This window comes from Aquirufa aurantiipilula (genome assembly GCF_019923745.1).
GTDB lineage: Bacteria > Bacteroidota > Bacteroidia > Cytophagales > Spirosomataceae > Aquirufa > Aquirufa aurantiipilula.
The window spans coordinates 136297-153033 of the sequence record NZ_JAANOG010000005.1 but is presented as its reverse complement, the minus strand read 5'-3'; the positions used below and the strand labels follow the sequence as shown (position 1 = coordinate 153033).

Annotated in this window: 9 protein-coding genes; 7 read left to right on the top strand and 2 right to left on the bottom strand. The window is 39.9% G+C overall.

Going from position 1 to position 16737, the window contains the following annotated elements; translation table 11 throughout:
* Window positions 1–457 precede the first annotated feature (457 nt).
* A complete protein-coding gene (locus G9H60_RS07455) occupies window positions 458–1042 on the bottom strand; it encodes a Crp/Fnr family transcriptional regulator (RefSeq protein ID WP_223143429.1) in 585 nt (194 codons plus the stop codon).
* Between the two features lie 5 nt (window positions 1043–1047).
* Window positions 1048–1341 carry a Dabb family protein gene (locus G9H60_RS07450; protein ID WP_223143428.1) on the bottom strand — a complete coding sequence of 98 codons (294 nt, stop codon included), beginning with the start codon at window positions 1339–1341 and terminating at the stop codon, window positions 1048–1050.
* A 391-nt stretch (window positions 1342–1732) separates the two neighbouring features.
* Here G9H60_RS07450 and G9H60_RS07445 point away from each other — a divergent pair, with 391 nt between their 5' ends.
* From G9H60_RS07445 to G9H60_RS07415, 7 genes are read left to right on the top strand one after another with little or no spacing between them, the layout of a single operon-like run.
* Window positions 1733–4801, top strand: coding sequence for a SusC/RagA family TonB-linked outer membrane protein (locus tag G9H60_RS07445; RefSeq protein WP_223143427.1), 3069 nt, complete (start codon window positions 1733–1735; stop codon window positions 4799–4801).
* 10 nt (window positions 4802–4811) lie between these two features.
* The gene (locus tag G9H60_RS07440; RefSeq protein ID WP_223143426.1) at window positions 4812–6314 is read left to right on the top strand and encodes a RagB/SusD family nutrient uptake outer membrane protein; all 1503 of its coding nucleotides are present in this window, start codon (window positions 4812–4814) and stop codon (window positions 6312–6314) included.
* Between the two features lie 39 nt (window positions 6315–6353).
* Window positions 6354–9215, top strand: a complete 2862-nt coding sequence (locus tag G9H60_RS07435) for a PSD1 and planctomycete cytochrome C domain-containing protein (RefSeq protein WP_317197227.1) — start codon at window positions 6354–6356, stop codon at window positions 9213–9215.
* Window positions 9216–9247: 32 nt separating this feature from the next.
* Window positions 9248–10684 (top strand): DUF1501 domain-containing protein, encoded by a 1437-nt coding sequence (locus tag G9H60_RS07430; RefSeq protein ID WP_223143424.1) that lies wholly within the window; start codon window positions 9248–9250, stop codon window positions 10682–10684.
* Entirely contained in the window at window positions 10684–13017 is a 2334-nt protein-coding gene (locus tag G9H60_RS07425) for a PSD1 and planctomycete cytochrome C domain-containing protein (RefSeq protein WP_223143423.1), read from the top strand. The genes G9H60_RS07430 and G9H60_RS07425 overlap by 1 nt, the downstream gene beginning before the upstream one ends.
* Before the next feature lie 4 nt (window positions 13018–13021).
* Window positions 13022–14479, top strand: a complete 1458-nt coding sequence (locus G9H60_RS07420) for a DUF1501 domain-containing protein (protein WP_223143422.1) — start codon at window positions 13022–13024, stop codon at window positions 14477–14479.
* A 10-nt stretch (window positions 14480–14489) separates the two neighbouring features.
* Complete coding sequence (locus G9H60_RS07415) at window positions 14490–16661, top strand: c-type cytochrome domain-containing protein (protein ID WP_223143421.1); 2172 nt, start codon at window positions 14490–14492, stop codon at window positions 16659–16661.
* Window positions 16662–16737 lie beyond the last annotated feature (76 nt).

Sequence of the window (16737 nt, the reverse complement as noted above, 5' to 3'; positions counted from 1 at the left end):
GAACAATTGCTGGAATGAGCCACGTGATTATGTCTGATTTTGAGCTATTTGGGCAATTTTTTTCTTGAAATTTGAAGATATTTATTTTTGATTTGTATTTAAAATCTAGCACAAATTTTAATTTGTTGGAATATGTTTATACGAATTTGCCTACTCTCTTTCATTTTATAAAAAAAGTGTCGGTTTGATATTTACCATCAAAAAAGACCGTTTTCTGGGGGCCAAATTATTCAAAAATAGCTTTTTAGATTATGATTTTTGATTTTCCCAATGAGTTGACTCAGTCAAATATATGAGAATTATCAGGTTTGCATTATTCTTCTTTCACTTGAAATGGCCATATTCTCTACCATGATTTACGATAGAAATAGAATTTTTCTTAGATAGAAAGGAAAGGGACGCAGGGTGAAATGAAGGAAAATCAGGTTAGAAAATAGTGGAAGGTTCCCTATTAGATTTACAAGTTTCGTAAATACTCGCTGCGCATTTTGCTAAGAAACTCCGGAGTAACTCCAATGTAGGCCGCAATTAGCTTTTGAGGGATATCATTGATTAGCGTAGGAAAGGTTTGGCAAAAATTGGCATAACGCTGCTTGGCACTTAAGCTCAGATTGTCTATCAGCCTTTGTCGATATGCTACCAGGGAATTTTCTGTCAAAATCCGAAAATATCTTTCCAAAGCCGGTATTTGGTCAAAAAGCATTAATTGATCTTTCCTGCTGAGTAAAACTACTTCGGAATCCATGATGGCCTGAACACTGAGATCACCAGGTTTTTGGGAAATAAAACTGTACATGTCGGTTATCCACCAATTCGACGGGGCAAATTGCATGATATGTTCAAATCCATTTTCATCCAATGAAAAGGATCTTAGGCAACCAGAAATGATCAATGCTGCATCTTTAGTCACTTCCCCGCGTTCAAATAGAAATTCTTTTTTAGCGAGTTTGACCCTTCTCCAAGTATGTTCAATTAAATCGCAATCAGCCTCACTCAAGTGAATGTGTTTTTTGATGTTGAGAAGGGCTGGATTTTCTGACATGTGTTTTAAGGAATGATGGTGTAATCTATTTCCTGAAAATTAGCTACCGATGGTATCCATACGTTCTCTACAAAATGAACATGGTCAGGGTGCTGGGTATATGCTTCATAGATCTGTTCGGTTTCGAACTGCATGATTAATCCATATTCAAATGAATTTTTAGGACTTATCTCTTGAAGACATTGAAAGGATTGGACTCCTGGAATATGAGCTAATTTTTTAGCCTCTGAAAAGAAAACATCTTTTTGCTCCTGGTGTATATTGGCCTTGAATTGAAGAAAAACAGAATGGTAGATCATACATATAAATTAATGATCAAAGGTAGAAATATTTTATATATCTCAGTTTTGAATCTTGAATAGATGCTATTTTTTCTAATATGCGTTGGGTCATAATAGCAACCTATTTTCTAGGTCTAAATCAGTTATTTCATTTTATTTTGAAAAAATTGGACTATTTCTTTTTGAGTATTCTTTGATCGCTAACCGTATAATCATCATTTATTCGCTTTTGCCTGATTATCAAAAAGATACAATAGTTTATAAATAATTTTAATAAGGATAGTTAAGGACGGTTGACTTTACTCAATTGAGTTAGTTGGGTGTAATAATAGTATTGATTCTATAAATAGTACTATTTGAAAAGCTAACATTATACAACCCATTTACAACCAAACTCAAACCTCTTATTATGAAAAAACTATCATTACTAATTTTTTGTATGCTCCTGGTTTACCAAGGACTTGCTCAAAGTGTGCAAGTCCGAGGTAAGGTAAGCACAACCGGTGGAGTAGGCGTTCCCGGCACTTCGGTGTTAGAGAAAGGAACGAATAACGGTGCAGTAACCAACGCAAGCGGAGAGTATTCCATTCGGGTATCCTCCAAAAATGCGATTCTAAATTTTTCATCTGTAGGATTATTACCTAAGTCGGAATCTGTACAAGGTCGTACGGTAATCGACGTCCTATTGGAAGAAAATCAAAAAGAATTGACTGAAGTGGTGGTCGTAGGATACGGTTCTCAAAGAAAACAAGATATTACTTCCGCCGTTTCGGTAATTGGCATGAAGGATATCGGGGAACAGCCTGCAAGTAACATGAACCAATTATTACAGGGCCGAGCCTCTGGGGTAGTGGTGAAACAAAAAGCAGGAACACCGGGTGGTGCTTTTGAAGTACGTGTCCGTGGTATAGGTTCATTAGGAGCTGGTAGTGATCCATTGTATGTAATCGACGGATTTCCTGTTGGAACAAACGTAGGAACCAACTTCAATCCTAATGATATTGAAAGTATTTCTGTTTTGAAAGATGCGGCTTCTACCGCAATTTATGGAGCAAGAGGATCAAATGGGGTGGTTTTAATCACAACAAAAAATGCACAAGAAGGCAAAGTGAATGTTAACTTTTCATTGGATTATGGGGTAAACAGTATTCCTGATTCTCGTCGTGTAAAAATGTTGAATGGTCAGGAGTTTGCTCAATTTAAGAAAGACATCTTCATGGATGCCATACGAATTTTGCAAAAAAGAGAGCCTAGTATAGAAGAGGTACCTATTGGATATCGTTTTCCTGAGCAGACTAAATATTCTACCGATTGGTTCGGTGCTATCCTGAATAAGAATTCAGCATACCAAGATGCTAACCTGACCATTAGTTCAGGTAAAGGTCCAATCAAATCAATGTTTTCTGTGGGTTACTACAAAGAAGATGGTACCATCATGAATACAGATTATGATCGTATCTCGATTCGTTCAAACAATGGTGGCCAGGTAAACAAGTTTTTAACAGTAGGTTTAAATGTTAATGGTAGTTTGACCCGTCAGAATGTAGCTAATACAGATGGACGTAGTGCCTTGGTGGGTGGAGCTTTATTAATGGATCCACGTGAGCCGATATACAATGCTGACGGATCGATGCGCCCTTATATCGGTGGTGTTGATGGAGCATTTGGTTTTCCTAACCCGGTGTTTTTATTGCAAAATGTTATTCGTAAAAGAAATATTTCGGATGTGTTAGCCAATGCATTTGCGGAGTTCACCATCATGGATGGTTTGAAATTTAGATCTTCCGTCAATGGAAAAATGAATTTCAACCGTTTTAAAGAGTATGTGCCTTCGACTATTGGAGCATCAGTTGCTTCAGGTACAGCCGGAGCGCCTCCAAGAATCGCGACAGCTCGTGATATTTCAGAGCAATTACAAAACGTATCTTTTGATGAATTACTAACCTATTCTCCAAAATTAGGCGAAGAGCATAAATTGGATGCGATGCTAGGTTTTACTTCTCAGAAAGAGCAAGTGTATGGAATAGATGGATCGGCCAATACCTTTCCAGATGATTTAGTGCCTTATTTAGGAGCAGGTTCGATTCGCTCATCCAATTCCTATGAATACAGTTGGTCATTAATGGCTTATTTTGCTCGTGTCAACTACGCGTTGAAAGATAAGTATTTGTTCTCGGCATCTTTCCGTAGAGAGGGAAGTTCTCGATTTGGAGAAAACAATAAATTTGGAGATTTCCCAGCGGCTTCAGTAGGTTGGAGAGTTTCTGAAGAGCCATTCATGAAGGACCTTAGCTTTATCAATGACATGAAACTTCGCGCTAGCTGGGGTGTTACAGGTAACAATAACATTGGTAACTATCCAAGTTTAGCATTCGTAGGAGCCAACAATTACATTTTAGGAAACAGCTTCGCTCCAGGTAAAGTGATCAGTAATTTCGCCAACTCATCATTGAAATGGGAAAAGTCAGATCAGCTTGATATTGGTTTGGATTTAGCGACTTTCAATAATAAGTTGACTTTCACCTTTGAATATTATAAAAAGGTAACCAACGACATGTTATTACCAGTTTCAATTCCAGCAGTTTCTGGTTTTACCACCAGTTTGGATAACATTGGTCAAGTTCAAAATACAGGTATTGAATTAAGTGCGGATTATCGTACCAGCTTTGGTCCTGTAAATTTCAGAACGAATATGAACCTAACCATGAATGAAAGTAAAATATTGGCTATCAAAGGAGCCAATGATATACTTTGGTATGGTAGCTTTTATGGAGGTTACAATGTCATGAAAGTGGGTCGTCCTATCGGTATGATTTACGGTTACAGAAAAGAAGGTATTTTCAATACACAAGCTGAAATTGATGCTTGGGCTAAGCAAGACGGTGTTATTCCTGGAGGTATGAAGTTCAAAGACATGAACGGGGATGGTGTTATTTCGTATGATACCCAAGACATGACAGAGATTGGAAATCCAAACCCTGCCTTTACTTGGGCATGGACCATGGCAGCGGATTATCGCCAGTGGGATTTGAACGTATTGTTTGTAGGTGCGCAGGATTTTGATATCTACCGTAATATTGAAGCATCTACCATGAACATGGACGGTGTATTTAACGTGTTAGATAAAGCTAAAGATCGCTGGAGATCAGCCACTAATCAAGGAACGAATCCAAATGATAAAAACTCACAAGGAGGAACAAGTTATTTCAAATGGTCACGTGAAAGTAGTGAGCGTTATGTATATGACGGAAGTTATGTTTGGTTAAAGGCCGTGACTTTAGGATATAAACTTCCTAAAATGAGTAATATATTCAGCGAGTCTAGAGTATTCTTTACTGCGAATAACTTATTCTTATTCACTAATTACCCAGGAAATAACCCAGATGCAGGTGTTAGAGGTGGTACGGAATTGAACAATGACGATGAGTCATATCCAGTTCCTAGAACAGTGGCTCTTGGTGTTAAATTAAACTTCTAATTCTACCAAAATGAAAAAAATAACAGCTTCAATATTATTATCCTTTTGCTTCATCCAGTTCTCTTGTCAAGAAGACTTTTTGAAGACAACAGACCCTACGAGGATTGGTCGAGATTTGTTTTATCAAAACGAAACTCAATTCAATCAAGCTTTGAATGGAATATATGGCCAATTGCAGACTATTACGAGCTCGGCATATATTCAACAGGAATTTATGTCCGATAACACAACCCTAGACTTTAATCCATTGGATCGTGGAGGTGCAGCAGGTTGGGAGGCATTTGAATTCTCTACCGTAAATCAGGGAAATGGCGAAATAAATGCACTTTGGAATAACCATTATGCCACGATGTACAACATCAATTATGCCTTGGAAAAATTAGCGGCTTCCACTATTGATGCCACAGCTAAGGCGGCCATAGAAGGACAATTGAAATTTATTCGGGCTTACCATTATTTCAATTTGACACGTTATTTCGGAGATGTGGTATTAGCCACTAAGACTTTGTCGAATCCAAATGAGTCTTTTGCTTTGGTTCGTTCACCTCAAGCGGAGGTTTACAAGCAAATCGAAACGGATTTAGCTGATGCGGTTAAGTTATTACCTGCATCTTATCCAGCTTCTGGAAGAGGTAAAGTAACCAAAGGTGCGGCCGTAGCTTTATTAGGTAAAGTATATTTAACTAGAAAGAATTACGCAGCAGCAGCTACTACCTTAAAGGATATATTAAGTCTAGGGTATTCGTTGAATGCGAATTACAAAGACAACTTTGATCCAGCAAGGAAAAATGGACCAGAATCGATTTTTGAGGTTCAATACCAAGGTGGTAACGACTTAGGGGAGCAAAGTAACTTTGTGTATGTTTTTGCACCTCGTTTATCTCAAGGAGCAGTAACAGGTTATGCTAACACCACGCCAAGTGGTAGAAATATTCCAACTCGTGATATGATTAATGCCTATGAGGCAGGAGATTTACGTAAGGATATTTCTTTGAAAACAGGTTATACTTTGAATGGTAATTTTGTGGGTATTCCTTTTGTAGCTAAATACCAATATCCTCATACGATCTCTGGTCGTTCGGATAATAACTGGCCAGTATTGCGTTATTCAGATGCCTTATTGATGTTAGCAGAATCCATCAATGAATCAGCGGGTCCTACAGCGGAAGCCTTAGGCTATGTGAATGCAGTTCGTAAAAGAGCAGGCTTAGCTGAGTTGGCTGGTTTATCCAAAGAAGGATTACGTGCAGCTATCATGCAAGAGCGTCGCGTGGAATTAGCCTTTGAAAATCACCGTTGGTTTGATTTACAAAGAACTATGACTCCATCTGAATTGACCACCTACATGAATGCGCATGGTGCTAGAGAAAAAGCTAATCCTACCGTTCAACGTGGAGGTATTGCCTTCAATGCGTTGGATTATGTGTATTCTGATTTCGAATATTATTTACCAATTCCTGCTCCGCAGATTTTGATTAACAGTAAATTAACCCAGAACCCAGGGTATAACTAAGGGATTTTTTATTTAGATTAATCTTTGTAAAATTGCCGAGTGCACGGACTTGCTCTCCGTGCCTCGGTAATACAAAGAGATAAACCTATTATAACACTCATTTCTGTGCAAACTAGTACTGAACTTATAACCTTTTTCGGTCGATTACACCCTTTAATTGTCCACTTTCCCCTAAGCTTATTATGGGTAGTATTCCTACTGGAAGTAATTTCCTGGAGGCAGTCTTCCCAACAATATAAACCGGCTATTCATTTGATGCTATGGGTAGTTAGTATCTCTGCCTTATTGGCCGTAGCATTTGGTTTGATTCTTTCCAATCAAGATGATTATGCAGGTAGCACTGTAGTATGGCACCAATGGTCTGGAATAGCTACCTTGGTTTTAGCTGCTTTGGCTTTGCTTGCCTTTAAAGCGGATGAAACTAAATCCTATCGAGCCTTATTAATACTCTCTGTTTTTGGAGTATCTTTTGCGGGTCATTATGGAGCTATGCTGACTCATGGCGATGATTATTTAAGCTCTGCTTTGAACCCTGAAATGACGAAGGACTCCATTGCTGTGGCGCCCAAAATTGATGTTAAAAAATTGCAAGGTGATATCAATGTAGACCAAAAAGAAGCTCTGGCTATTGAAGCTAGAAGTATTTTGACCAAACATTGTACCAATTGCCATGGTGCCAAAAAAGTAAAGGGGAAACTTCGTTTAGACGAATTGAAATATGTCCTAAAAGGTGGAGAGAATGGAGATGCCTTAATCATCGGACACCCTGAAAAAAGTGATATCATTCATCGAATAAAATTACCTGCCAGTCATGACGATGCCATGCCTACCAAAGGCAAGCGCTTGACGAAAGCTGAAGTTGAAGTATTAGAAACCTGGATTAAACAAGGAGCACCTTGGCCTAATTCTCCGAATACAACACGTCCTTTAGCCTTACCTGAAGAAAAGGAAAAGGATATAGCTGTTTCCAATGATTTACCTACAGGACCCGTTCCGGCCGCCTTTCAAGAAGGGGAAAATGCCCTAGCAAGTCCCGCAGTACAAATCTTAAACACGAATCAAGTAGATGAGTTGAACATCAAAGTTCGGACTATCTTAGCCCATAATTGTTACAGCTGCCACAACGCCACCAAAACCAAAGGAAAACTTCGTCTTGATAAGAAAGAATTTCTTTTCAAAGGAGGCGAAAATGGTCCTATTTTAGTTGCCGGCAATCCTGAAAAAAGTGACATGATTCGTCGGGTTAAACTTCCCGAAGGTCATGATGATGCCATGCCTACCAAGGGTAAGCGTTTAACCAAAGAAGACATTGCCTTGCTGGAGTTTTGGATTAAGCAAGGTGCTCCTTGGCCAACAGGTCCAGAGAAGAGCTTGTACCGAGTAGCTGCTCTGGAGCCTCGTTTACCGAATCTTCCTTCGGCCAATTCCCAAGTACAGCAGCCCATTGATTTATTCGTAGATCAATATTTCAAGAAAAATAAAATTGCTTGGAAAAAACCTGTGGATGACGCCACCTACATTCGTCGGGTTTATTTAGACGTTCAAGGATTGTTACCTAACCCACAAGCAATACAGAATTTTATTTCGGATAAACGTGCCAACAAAAGAGAGCTTTTAGTTCAATCATTATTGAGCGATAACTCAGCTTATGCCCAGCATTGGTTTAGCTTCTGGAATGATGCACTGAGGAATGATTATAGCGGAACAGGTTATATCACAGGCGGTCGCTTCGGAATTTCAAAGTGGTTGTATGGTTCTTTGAAAAACAACAAACCTTATGATCAATTTGTTAAAGAATTAATCAGTCCAAACAAGGAGTCGGAAGGATTTATCAAAGGGATTAAATGGAGAGGAACGATTAATTCCAGTCAAAGTACGGAGATGCAAGCCGCCCAGAACGTGGCTCAAGTATTCTTAGGCTTGAACTTAAAATGTGCATCTTGTCACGATAGTTTTATTAGTGATTGGAAATTAGATGATGCCTATGCTTTCGCCAATGTTTTTGCAGATCAAACCTTGGAGATTCATAAATGCGATTTACCTACCGGCCGTATGGCTGGCCGTGGTGTATTGTATAATTCATTGGGTAAAATCAAAGAAACGCCAATTACAGCAGATCGCTTGGTTCAATTGGCAGATATTTTGGTTCAAAAGAAAAACGGTCGACTTTACCGAACTTTGGTGAATCGGGTATGGGCACAGTTAATGGGCCGCGGTATTGTGGAGCCTGTAGATGTGATGGACAACGAACCTTGGAGTCAGGATTTATTGGATTATTTGGCCTATGATTTTGCCAACAATGGGTCGGATATGAAGCGGTTGATGTTCCAAATTTTGACATCTAAAACCTATCAATTACCAACGGTTGGTTTTAAAGAAGTCTCTATGTTGACTGCTTCTAATTATGTCTTTAAAGGTATGACGAAACGTCGTTTAACTGCGGAACAATTTGCCGATGCGGTAAGCCAATCCTTCTTCCCACTATATTCAGATTCTGCTTTAGCAGTCAAAATGTTGCCTGCCGATATCAAGAAAGAAATTCCTTTTGCGCGGGCCGCTTTGGTTAAAAATGATCCTTTTTTAACGGCATTAGGTAGACCAAACCGAGAGACTGTTTCTACCAGTAGAACTTCACAAGCCAATTTATTACAAGCATTGGAATTAACGAATGGAGTTAAATTCAATTATACGTTAAATACAGGGGCTAAGATTTGGGTAGCCAAATACAGTAGTAGTGATGCCTTGGTCAATGCACTATATCGTCAGGCTTTGGGACGCAACCCAAGTTCTCGCGAGATGGAATTGGCGATTCGGTATTTGGGTAAAAAGCCAAGTATTGAAGGAGTTCAGGACTTTGTGTGGGCAATAACCTTACTTCCTGAATTTCAATTAATTATCTAAGTTTAGAAATAGAATATCGTGTATTTTTGTATATGAAGACGCAATACAACAGAAGGGAATTTTTACAGAATACGAGCATGGCCACTTTGGCAGCTATGGGAATGAACTCGCCAATGGCAAGTTTACTCGCTGGTGCCAATAACCCGATAGCCCAGAGGGCTGCTTCGGCAGATACCGTTATCTTATTATGGATGGCTGGTGGCATGGCACATACCGAAACTTTTGACCCAAAACGCTACACTCCCTATGAAAAAGGGATGGAAGGGAATCGTGTGTTAAGTACTTTTAAGTCGGTGCCAACAAAATTGGACGGGATTCATTTTTCAGAAGGATTGGAGGGTATCGGAAGTGTGATGGATAAAGGAACTTTAATTCGTTCCTACGTGGCTGCGGACTTAGGGCATATCTTACATACTCGCCATCAATACAATTGGCATACTTGTTATGAGCCTCCTCAAACTGTGGCTGCTCCTCACATGGGTGCTTGGATTGCCAAGGAATTAGGTCCTAAAAATCCTGTGATTCCGGCTTTCATTGATATTGGTCAGCGATTTACGGTGGGGGAAGGAGAAGAGTTAAAAGCCTTCCACTCAGCAGGTTTTTTGGGGAATGAATTTGGACCATTTTTTATTCCAGATCCAAGCCAAGGATTGGATAGTGTGCGCCCACCTGTGGGAATGAACATGAAGCGTTTTGAGGGTAGGAATAAGTTATACAATGATTTAATCAGTAAAAGCCCCTTCGGAGATTTTGGAAGTGATTATCAAAAAGAATCCCTTCGTCGCTCCATGGAACAGGCCTATATATTATTGAATTCACCCGAATCCAAGGCCTTTAATCTTAGCTCGGAACCTAAAGAAAGCTATGATATCTACAATACAGGTCGCTTTGGATTAGGTTGTTTATTAGCCCGTCGATTGACGGAGCAAGGCGCTCGATTTATTTCCGTAACTACTGAATACGAACCATTCTTTGGTTTTGATACCCATGAAAATGGTCATACGCGTATGGTAGGTATGAAAAAACAAATTGATGGCCCTGTTTCTCAATTAATTAAGGATTTGGATAAAACAGGTCATTTAGATAGAACCCTAGTCATTGTGGCTTCCGAGTTTAGTCGGGATATGATGGTAGAGGGTCGTCCTGACCAAACGGTGAAGGAGCAGGTTAACCAGCCGGAGATTCTGAACGACATGAAGTTTTATGGAATGCACCGTCACTTTACAGATGGTTGTTCCATTCTGATGTTTGGTGGAGGTATTAAACGTGGACATGTATATGGCAAAACAGCGGATGAAAGACCTTGTAAAACCATTGAAAACCCAGTAAAAATTGCGGGAATTCATCAAACCATGTATCATGCTTTAGGTATCAAAGCTGATACGCAGTATGAAATAGAGAAAAGACCATTTTACACCACGCCAGATGGCAAAGGTCAGGTGGTCAAAGATTTATTGATTAAAGCATAATGAAAGGAATCCACGTTCTTTTAACGTATAGTTTGGTATTGGGTTTGGCCATGGCTGTAGGTTCATGTTCATCCTCCAATGCTTCCCAAATTCAGGAAGAGCCCATTCCCGAATTAGTCAGTTATAATTTTGATATACGTCCTATCTTATCGGACAAATGTTCCGCTTGTCATGGACCAGATGCCAACAAACGCGAAGCAGGTTTACGTTTAGATGATTCGGTGACTGTGTTCAAAGCACTAAAAGAACATCCGAATGCTTACGCTTTAGTACCCGGAAAGCCCGAATTATCAGAAGTATTTCTACGAATCACGACAGACGATACCACCAAAATGATGCCGCCCAAAGCCTCTCATTTGAAGTTATCAGCTCGGGAAGTGGACCTCATTGAGAAATGGATTAAGCAAGGAGCTAAATATGAAAAGCACTGGGCTTTTGTGGCACCTAAAAAACCGGCACTTCCTGAAGTGGATCAGAAAGAGTGGGTAAAAAATGAGATTGACTATTTTGTGCTTCATAAAATGGAGCAGAAGGATTTAAGTCCCAACGAGGAGGCTGATAAAGAAAGACTCTTAAAACGCGTGGCTTTAGACTTGAATGGTTTACCACCAAGTTTGAGCCAAATGGATCGTTTTCTGGCGGATAAATCGCTCAAGGCCTACGAGAAAATGGTCGATGAGCTGTTGAGAAATCCTAGCTATGGCGAAAAAATGGCTGTTTATTGGTTGGATCTAGCCCGTTATGCCGACTCCCATGGATACCAAGATGATGGATATAGAACACAATGGCCTTGGAGAGATTGGGTCATTCATGCGCTTAACAAGAACATGCCTTACAGTCAGTTTGTCACTTGGCAGCTAGCCGGCGATTTAGTTCCTACTACTAATCCAGCTCAAGCTAAAGAACAATTATTGGCAACAGGTTTTAACCGTAATCATAAAATTACGGAGGAAGGTGGCGTAATTCAGGAAGAATACCGGGTCAGTTATGTAGCTGATCGCAGTGATTTATTTGGTAAAGCTTTTTTAGGGGTGACGATGGAATGTGCCCGTTGCCATGACCATAAATATGATCCAATCACACAAAAGGATTATTATCAAACCTTTGCCTTTTTCAATAATGTTAAGGAAGTTGGGATAGAATCGGTGATTGGAGGTCCTGAAACGTATGCTAAAAAGCCTTTGATGGAAATCAGCAATGAAGACGTGAAGGGAATTCTGAAGTTTATCAATAAGCAAGATACATCGCGTTTGATTGTGTCTGTCATGAGTGATTTAGATACGGCTCGTGTCAGCACGATTTTAAAAAGAGGAAATTATGATGCACCGGGAGATGTGGTACTGCCTGCCATGCCTAGTGTTATTTTACCATTTGCCAAAAACCTTCCCAAAAATAGATTAGGCCTTAGCAAATGGCTTTTTGATCGAAATAATCCACTGACTTCCCGTGTATTTGTGAATCAGATGTGGCAAGAGTTTTTTGGTAAAGGAATCGTAAAAACAGCAGGAGATTTTGGTATGCAAGGCGAATTACCGACCAACCCAGCATTGTTGGATTGGCTGGCCGTTGACTTCATGGAGCATGGCTGGAACATCAAACGATTGGTGAAACAAATGGTGATGTCGGCAACCTACCGTCAATCGGCCAAAATGAGTCCAGAGAAATTGGCCAAAGATCCTGAAAACACCTATTTATCTCGTTCTTCCCGTTCCCGAATCAATGCTGAATTTGTTCGAGATGTAGTTTTGTCGAGCAGTGGACTATTAGTTCCAATGGTTGGTGGACCTAGTGTGAAACCTTATCAGCCTCCGGGGCTTTGGGAAGGGGCTACTTCTGGACGCGGATTATTGTCGATGTACGTGCAAGACCACGGCGCCAGTTTATATCGTAGAGGAATGTATACGCTGATTAAGAGAACGGTTCCTCCTCCAACCATGAGCATTTTTGATGCGAGTAATCGCGATGTTTGTGAAGTAAGAAGACTGAAAACCAATACTCCTTTACAAGCTTTGGTGATGATGAATGACCCTACCGTTTTGGAGGCGTCACGGGTTTTGGCAGCGAAATTATTGCAAGAAAATAATCAGGTTTCAGATAAAATCAACAAGGCTTTTCGGATGATTGTTTGCCGGAAACCTACTGAGAAGGAAATGGGTATTTTGACTGCATATTACAGCAAAGAGCTGAAAAAAATCAATTTGAAACAAGCCAATAAATTATTGGCCGTAGGGGAGTATCCTATTCCTAATCAAATAGATAAACAGCTATTGGCTGCATTAATGCGGGTGGTTAATACCATTTATAATTTAGAGGAAACCATTACTAGAACCTAAGCTGATGTTAGAAAAAGAAATATTAGAGCACGGGCTAAGTTTTAATCGGAGGAGATTCTTGTCGACGATGAGTTTAGGACTAGGAAGCGTAGCCTTAGGGTCTTTGTTGGTTCCCAGTTTATTGAATGGTGGCGACCAAGATGGGGCGGATTTTACTCCAGGGATTCCACATTTTGCACCGAAGGCGAAACGTGTTATTTACCTTTTTCAAAATGGGGCACCATCTCAGCTAGAGACTTTTGATTATAAGCCGAAACTCTGTGACATGATGGGCTTGGATCTACCAGCTTCGGTACGTGGTACACAGCGTTTAACGGGAATGACGGCCAATCAGGCTAGCTTTCCTTTGGCACCATCGTTTACTAATTTCAAGCAATATGGTCAATCAGGGGCATGGATAAGTGACATCATGCCTTATACGTCCAAGATCGTCGATGATATTTGCATTATTCGATCCATGTATACTGAGGCGATTAACCACGATCCAGCTTTAACGTTTTTCCAAACGGGTTCTCAACAAGGCAATCGCCCTAGTATGGGTTCATGGCTAAGTTATGGTTTAGGAAATGAGAATAAAAATTTGCCTGATTTTACCGTTTTGCTATCTCGTGGAATCGGAAATGGACAAGGAGTATATTCCAAATTATGGTCGAATGGCTTTTTAGATTCCATTCACCAAGGAGTACAATTTAGTAAAGGAGAAGATCCTGTTTTATACTTGAGAGATCCAGAAGGAATGGATCGCAAGGAGCGAAGAGAGATGTTGGATCATTTGGCGGAGCTCAATGATTTGTCCTATCAGGAATTTGGTGATCCTGAGATTTCGGCGAAGGTAAAGCAGTATGAAATGGCCTACCGCATGCAAACTGCCGTGCCAGAGGTCATGGATTTATCAAAAGAGTCAGATGATATCATCAAATTATACGGCCCTGATTGTTTAGTTCCAGGTACATTTGCTGCCAATTGCTTATTGGCAAGAAAGCTATCTGAAAATGGTGTTCGGTTTGTGCAGTTGTACCATCAGGGATGGGATCAACATGGTAATTTACCATTTGAGATTCAAAGTCAGGCAAAAGATACCGATCAAGCCTCTGCGGCATTGATTACCGACCTAAAACAACGCGGATTATTGGATGAAACATTAGTGATTTGGGGTGGAGAATTTGGGCGGACTTGTTACAGTCAGGGCAAATTGACCCTCGAAAATTATGGTCGAGATCACCATCCTCGCTGCTTCAGTATTTGGATGGCTGGTGGTGGCATTAAACCAGGCATGGTGTATGGTGAAACGGATGAATTAGGATATAATGTTCAGAAAAACCCTGTCCATGTGCATGATTTCCAAGCCACAGTATTGAATCAATTAGGTCTAGATCATGAAAAATTAGTGTATAAACATATGGGTCGAAGGTTCCGTTTAACTGATGTATCAGGGAAAGTGGTTCGAGATATCATTAGTTAAGGGAATAATAATGAATAGTAAGCTTAGCGGCATTTTAGAACAGATTTTATTAGCCTCCTTTTTCTTTGTAGGCTTTTTGCTGGTATTTGAAAGTGACTTGCAGATACCTTTGTTTTTGCAGCCTATCGGCCGACTACATACCCTTGTATTACACTTTCCCATCGTATTACTTTTGTTGGCCATGTTGATGGAATTTTTCCGTTTTCATACTTCTTTTCAAGAAAACCCAACTTACCTACAGTTTACCCAATGGTTAATTTTAGCGGGGGCTTTGAGCTCCGCTTTAACGGTCATCATGGGTGTTTTTTTAGCCAAAGAACCGGGATACGGAGGGGGTGATTTATATTGGCATCGTTACCTAGGGGTGGCCACCTATCTCTTGGCATCTTTGATTTATTGGATTCGAAATAAGGATTGGTATCAATCACTTGTGGCTAAAAGCACTTCTATTTCCATGTCTCTTTTATTGATCCTTGTGGGTCATTTTGGAGGAAATTTAACACATGGAGGAAACTTTGTATTGGAACCTTTGATCAAAGCTCAGGCGGTACCTTTGGAGGAGGCAGTAGTATTTCAGGATTTAGTACAACCCATTTTAGAAAAGAAATGTGTGGCTTGTCATAATCCCGATAAAATTAAGGGAGAGCTTTTATTGACCGATGCTAAATCCATAGCCAAAGGAGGAAAAACGGGTCCCTTGTTTGTATCAGGAAAACCTGAATTAAGCTTATTAATTCAGCGCGCGCATTTATCAATTGATGATAAAAAACACATGCCTCCTATTGGGAAGCCACAACTTACGGATGATGAATTGCAATTATTAAGTTGGTGGGTAAAAGAGAAAGTTTCATTTACCAAAAAAGTGGCGGATTTGGCTTCCAATGATTCGTTGAGAATTTTATCGACCAAATTACTGGCTTCGGCTTCAGGTCCGCTAGTGGAGGCTTATGACTTCCAAGAAGCAGATGAAGAAACGATTCAAAAGCTTTCAAATGAGTATAGGACTATCATGCTCTTTGCCAAAGATTCGCCAGCTTTATCGGTGAATTTCTTTAATAAAGCTCAATACAAATCCACGCATTTGGATGAATTGAAGGACATTAAGGAACAAATAGTCACCTTGAGTTTAGCTAAAATGCCTGTTCAAAATACCGATTTGGTATTTGTGAAAGTCTTTGAACATCTGCACACCTTGAATTTGAACTTTACGGATGTTACGGAAGCTGGCTTGAAAGAATTAGCAGGAATGAAGGAATTGATGGTCTTATCCCTTTCTGGAACCAAGTTAAAAGCAGCTGGATTGTCTTCAGCTTTGAAATCTATATCTAGCTTAAAAAAGGTTTATGTTTGGGATGCAGGATTAAGTCGAGAAGATATTTCATTGCTTCAAAAACAGCTGAGAGGCATTCAGGTAATAGGAGGTTTTCAAGATGATGGTAGCAATCCATTAAAATTGAATCCACCACAAGTTAAAAACCCATCGACCATTTTTGATGAGTTTATTGTGGCCCAATTGGAACACCCTATCAAAGGAGTTGAAATCCGATATACAACCGATGGAAGTGTCCCTGATAGTGCCCAATCACCTATTTTTGCAGGTAATTTACGCTTGAATCAGAATACATCCATTCGAGCGAGGGCGTTTAAAGCAGGTTGGATAGGAAGTGACGAAGCCATTTTTGATTTTTATAGGGGTCATTTTAGGCCAGATAGTTCGGTATTATTGACTCCACTTAATCGGGTTCATCAAGCTGCTGGAGCCAAGACTTTTTTTGATGGTAGATTAGGATCATTTAATGCCAACAGCCCTGCTTGGGCGAATAATTGGGCAGGCGTAAGAAATAATGATTTGGTTTTAGTTTCTATGTTTAAGCAAGCCATTTCCTTGTCCTCTGTAGAGTTAAGAATCATGGTGGAAACACAAACAGGGATTTTCCCTCCAGAATTAGTAGAAGTTTGGGGAGCAACGGTAGAAAACCAATGGAAGTTATTATCCAAGTTTAAACCAGCCATTCCAAAGGAAAATTTCCCTCATACGCTGCCATTAATTGGGACAAAATTCAAGACCTCAAGCGTTAAATATATCAAAATAGTGGTGAAGCCATTAGAGAAGATTCCAGGATGGCACCCAGCTAAAGATAAGCGGGCCTTATTTTTGGTTGACGAGATGTTTTTTAACTAGCAAAACAATTTCATCCTGTGGAATTTGGGGTTTTGTCGCTTTATGCTTGATTCTGAGTAGTTTATTTTTGTGGTCA

Excerpts from the sequence above, each read along its gene's own strand:
- G9H60_RS07455 (WP_223143429.1), bottom strand. The coding sequence starts at position 1,042 with ATGTCAGAAAATCCAGCCCTTCTCAACATCAAAAAACACATTCACTTG.
- G9H60_RS07450 (WP_223143428.1), bottom strand. The coding sequence starts at position 1,341 with ATGATCTACCATTCTGTTTTTCTTCAATTCAAGGCCAATATACACCAG.
- G9H60_RS07445 (WP_223143427.1), top strand. The coding sequence starts at position 1,733 with ATGAAAAAACTATCATTACTAATTTTTTGTATGCTCCTGGTTTACCAA.
- G9H60_RS07440 (WP_223143426.1), top strand. The coding sequence starts at position 4,812 with ATGAAAAAAATAACAGCTTCAATATTATTATCCTTTTGCTTCATCCAG.
- G9H60_RS07430 (WP_223143424.1), top strand. The coding sequence starts at position 9,248 with ATGAAGACGCAATACAACAGAAGGGAATTTTTACAGAATACGAGCATG.
- G9H60_RS07425 (WP_223143423.1), top strand. The coding sequence starts at position 10,684 with ATGAAAGGAATCCACGTTCTTTTAACGTATAGTTTGGTATTGGGTTTG.
- G9H60_RS07420 (WP_223143422.1), top strand. The coding sequence starts at position 13,022 with ATGTTAGAAAAAGAAATATTAGAGCACGGGCTAAGTTTTAATCGGAGG.
- G9H60_RS07415 (WP_223143421.1), top strand. The coding sequence starts at position 14,490 with ATGAATAGTAAGCTTAGCGGCATTTTAGAACAGATTTTATTAGCCTCC.